This is a genomic window from Desulfovibrio sp. 1214_IL3152 (assembly GCF_036763055.1).
Taxonomy (GTDB): domain Bacteria; phylum Desulfobacterota; class Desulfovibrionia; order Desulfovibrionales; family Desulfovibrionaceae; genus Desulfovibrio.
This window is the reverse complement of record NZ_JBAIYW010000016.1, coordinates 1-3,514: the sequence shown is the minus strand read 5'-3', so window position 1 is coordinate 3,514 and position 3,514 is coordinate 1. Positions and strand designations below refer to the sequence as shown.

The 3,514-nt window shown below is 61.6% G+C and carries 3 protein-coding genes; all 3 read right to left on the bottom strand.

Annotated features, from left to right (window positions below):
* The coding region (gene pnp, locus V6C07_RS00315; RefSeq protein WP_333534345.1) for a polyribonucleotide nucleotidyltransferase at nucleotides 1-2,140 on the bottom strand (2,140 nt) is incomplete at its 3' end.
* A gap of 168 nt (nucleotides 2,141-2,308) precedes the next feature.
* The gene (gene rpsO / locus V6C07_RS00310) at nucleotides 2,309-2,578 is read right to left on the bottom strand and encodes a 30S ribosomal protein S15 (protein WP_333534344.1); all 270 of its coding nucleotides are present in this window, start codon (nucleotides 2,576-2,578) and stop codon (nucleotides 2,309-2,311) included.
* Nucleotides 2,579-2,621: 43 nt separating this feature from the next.
* Nucleotides 2,622-3,514 (bottom strand): tRNA pseudouridine(55) synthase TruB (gene truB, locus V6C07_RS00305; RefSeq protein WP_333534342.1); only part of this gene is annotated, 893 nt, incomplete at its 5' end.

Genomic DNA, 3,514 nt, shown 5'->3' with positions numbered 1-3,514 from the left:
CGGTGTCTTCAGGGTTCCAGGGATGGCCCTGTTCTTCCAGCAGCACGGCCTTGCGGCTGGCGCGGATGCGGTCGCCGTTGATCTCGATGACCTTGACCACCATGTCTTCGCCAAGGCGCGCAACGTCGCCGGGCTGTTCCACGCGGTTCACGTCGAGCTGCGACACGTGTACGAGGGCTTCCACATTGGGCAGCACTTCGACAATGGCGCCGATTTCCATGATTTTGCGCACCTTGGCATTGTAGTTTTTGCCAATGTCGGGGCGCTGGTCGTAGTAGGAAACCATTTCACGGGCCTTTTCCAGAGCTTCGGCAGTGGGCGCGAAGATGGACACGCGGCCCGAGTCTTCGATGTCCACGGAAGCGCCGGTGGCCGAGGTGATGGCCTTGATGTTCTTGCCGCCGGGACCGATGATCAGGCGGATGATGTCAGGATTGACGAACACTTCGGCGTGCTGCGGCGCGTAGCGCGAAAGTTCCTTGCGCGGCGAGGCGATGGCCTTGGTCATTTCCTCAAGGATATGCAGGCGGCCTTCACGGGCCTGCTGCATGGCGGTGCGCATGATTTCGGTGGTGAGGCCCGTGATCTTGATGTCCATCTGCACGCCGGTGACGCCTTCAGCAGTACCGGCGATCTTGAAGTCCATGTCGCCCAGGGCGTCTTCATCACCGAGAATGTCGGTAAGAACGATAAACTTGTCGCCTTCCTTGATGAGGCCCATAGCCACACCGGCCACCGGGGCGCTCACAGGCACGCCGGCATCCATAAGGGAAAGCGAACCGCCGCACACGGCAGCCATGGACGAGGAACCGTTGGATTCCATGGTTTCGGCCACCACGCGCAGGGTAAAAGGAAAGTCGGCGTCAGCGGGCAGCACGGGGCGCAGCGATTTTTCCGCCAGGGCTCCGTGGCCGATTTCGCGGCGGGACACGCGCACGGGCTTCACTTCGCCCACAGAGAAGGGCGGGAAGTTGTAGTGCAGCATAAAGCGCTTGGTCACGTCGCCGGTGAGAGAGTCCATGCGCTGTTCGTCAGTGGAAGAGCCGAGGGTGGCGACCACAAGAGACTTGGTTTCGCCGCGGCGGAACAGGGCGGAGCCGTGAGCGCGGGGCAGAAGACCGGTCTGGATCTGGATGGGGCGCACGGTGGTGGTGTCGCGGCCGTCGATGCGCGTGCCTTCGTTGACGATGCGGGCGCGCACGGGCTTCTTTTCAAGGCCGCCCAGAATGTCGGACACGGCCTTGAGGGCGGCTTCGTTTTCAGCCCAGGCGGCGTCGGCCTTGAGGGCTTCCATCACTTTTTCTTTCACGGCCTTGCGGGCGTCTTTGCGGGCCATTTTTTCGGGCACGCGCAGGGCTTCTTCCATGCCGTTGGCAAGGGCCAGTTCGTGCACGCGGGCCACAAGGGCTTCATCGTCCTGATGGGGGGTGAAGTTCATCTTGGGCTTGCCGCAAAGTTCGCGCAGCCTGTGCTGGATTTCCACCAGAGGCAGAATCTGCTGGCGGCCCCATTCAAGGGCTTCGATGATGACATCTTCGGAAATAAAGCGGGCATCGCCTTCCACCATGGTGAGGGCATCGCCGGAGGCGGCAAAAACGATGTTGAGATCGCTCTGGGCCTGCTGCTCAAAGGTGGGGTTGAGCACAAACTGACCGCCCACGCGGGCAATGCGGCCACCGGCCACGGGGCCTTCAAAGGGCAGGGGCGAGAGCATGAGGGCCGCCGAAGCGCCGGTAAGGGCCAGCACATCGGATTCGTTTTCCTGATCAGCGGAGATAACGCTGGCAAGCACCTGCACGTCTTCGTTCAGGCCCTTGGGAAAGAGCGGGCGGATGGGGCGGTCGATAAGGCGCGAAACCAGGGTTTCGCGTTCGGACGGCCGGCCGATTTCGCGGCGGAAGAAGCTGCCGGGGATACGTCCGGCGGCGTACATTTTTTCAGAGTATTCGACAGTGAGGGGAAAGAAGCCCTTGTCGAATTCAAGCGGCTGGGAGCAGACGGTAACGAGCACCACGGTGCCGCCGCACTGAACCCATACTTCACCGTGGGCCTGATTTGCCATGCGGCCGCTTTCGATGATGATTTCCTTGCCGCCCACCTGGCAGGAGACGCGGGTGGGAGTGAAGATATCTTGTGACATGTGATTTCCTTTGCACAGGCGAAGGGGATTCCGGCAAAAGCGGGCAGAGCCGCACGTCCCTGCCTGATTTTCCCGGACCCCCCTTCTGGCGTTGCGCCCTCTTGGGGGCAGTTTGCATGTATATGTGGCAAGGGGGAGCCTCAGGCTCCCCCCTTGCAGCCAAAAACCCTACTTGCGCAGGCCAAGTTTTTCGATCAGGGCACGGTAGCGCTGAACGTCTGTTTTTTTCAGATAGTTGAGGATGTTGCGACGACGGCCCACGAGTTTCAGCAGGCCGGTGCGGGAGTGAAAGTCCTTCTTGTGCTCTTTGAAGTGGCCGGTGAGGTCTTCAATACGGGCGGTAAGAAGGGCCACCTGCACCTCGGGGGAGCCGGTGTCGCCCTCGTGCTTGGCGTGGGCATCAATAACGGTCTTTTTCTGAGTAGGATCCAATACCACAGCAGTTCTCCTTGGGTAAGGCAATGTTACGGGCGTTGCTGCCCTAGTTCCAAAGTCCCCGCATGACGGCCCAGCACGGCCCGGTGGACGTGATCTCGCGTTTTGCCAAGGCCAGGGCCTGACCCTGATCCATCAGGAAAGCGAGTTCGTCGCCGGGGGCGGATTCAGCCTGTGGCGTACGGCAGGGTACAGCCATGCCGTTACGTACGCGGGCGGCTTCTTCCGGCGTGAGGTCAACCCTGTGCCAGTGGGGCAGCGCATCCGCAACGGGAATGACGCAGCCCGGCAACAGGGCGGGATCAGCCGTGAAGTCCGCGGGATCGCGGGCCACATCAAGGCCGAAGGGGTGACTGTACTCCCGGGTCAGTTCCGTGAGCACGGCTCCGCATCCAAGTCGCGTCCCCAAGCTGTGGGCCAGGGAGCGTATATAGGTGCCGGAACTGCATGCGACCCGAAAGCGCACAAGCGGCAGGCTTATTTCAAGCACGTCCGCCTGTGAAATTTCCATGTTTTTGGTCTTTTGCGGGGCATTGATGCCCTTGCGGGCCAGCTTGTACAGGGGCTGGCCTTCATGTTTTGCGGCGGAATAGGACGGAACGGGCTGTTCGGTCAATTCCAGCCATGCCGCAACCTCCCGGCGCACATCGTCTTCGCTGATGTGCTGCCACGGGGCCTCATTGGTCACCTGTCCCTCGATATCCCAGGTGTCGGTGGTTTGCCCAAGGCGCAGCACACCGTTGTAAACCTTGCCGCCTTCGGCCATGAGGTGGCCGGAAAGCTTGGTGGCCTGCCCGAGCAGCACCAGCAGCACGCCCGAGGCCAGAGGGTCCAGCGTGCCGGCATGGCCGATCTTTTTTTGCCCCAGACGTTTTATGGCCGTGAGGCAGCGGGCCGAAGTGGGGCCGGAAGGCGTGTTGAGAGATCGGAAGAGCGTCG